We start from the raw sequence: 259 nt of genomic DNA, 5'->3' as shown, positions 1-259 counted from the left end.
CCCCTGAACCGAGTCGAGCAGGGTTTGGTATTTCAGGTTGCTGACGAAGATGTGTTTTTCATGATCGGGCAGATCAAGAAAATCCTTACGGTCGTTAGTCAAATCCACTTCTTCAGGGCGCCAGAAAAACGACAGTTGTTTTTCGATCAGATTTTCAAAAATCTTGTGTTTCTGTTGATCATAACGGGCAACATTGACGTGCTCGCCAAAAAACATGGGCTGTTTGAAGGTATCAAATTCGTTGCGGTTGACGGTGGTG

1 protein-coding gene is annotated in these 259 nt (G+C 44.8%); it reads right to left on the bottom strand.

Going from position 1 to position 259, the window contains the following annotated elements; translation table 11 throughout:
- Positions 1-259 (bottom strand): ribonucleotide-diphosphate reductase subunit beta (locus Q4563_RS20755; RefSeq protein WP_303605863.1); only part of this gene is annotated, 259 nt, incomplete at both ends.

It is taken from the genome of Gilvimarinus sp. 1_MG-2023 (genome assembly GCF_030548285.1).
This window is presented reverse-complemented; position numbering and strand designations above follow the sequence as displayed.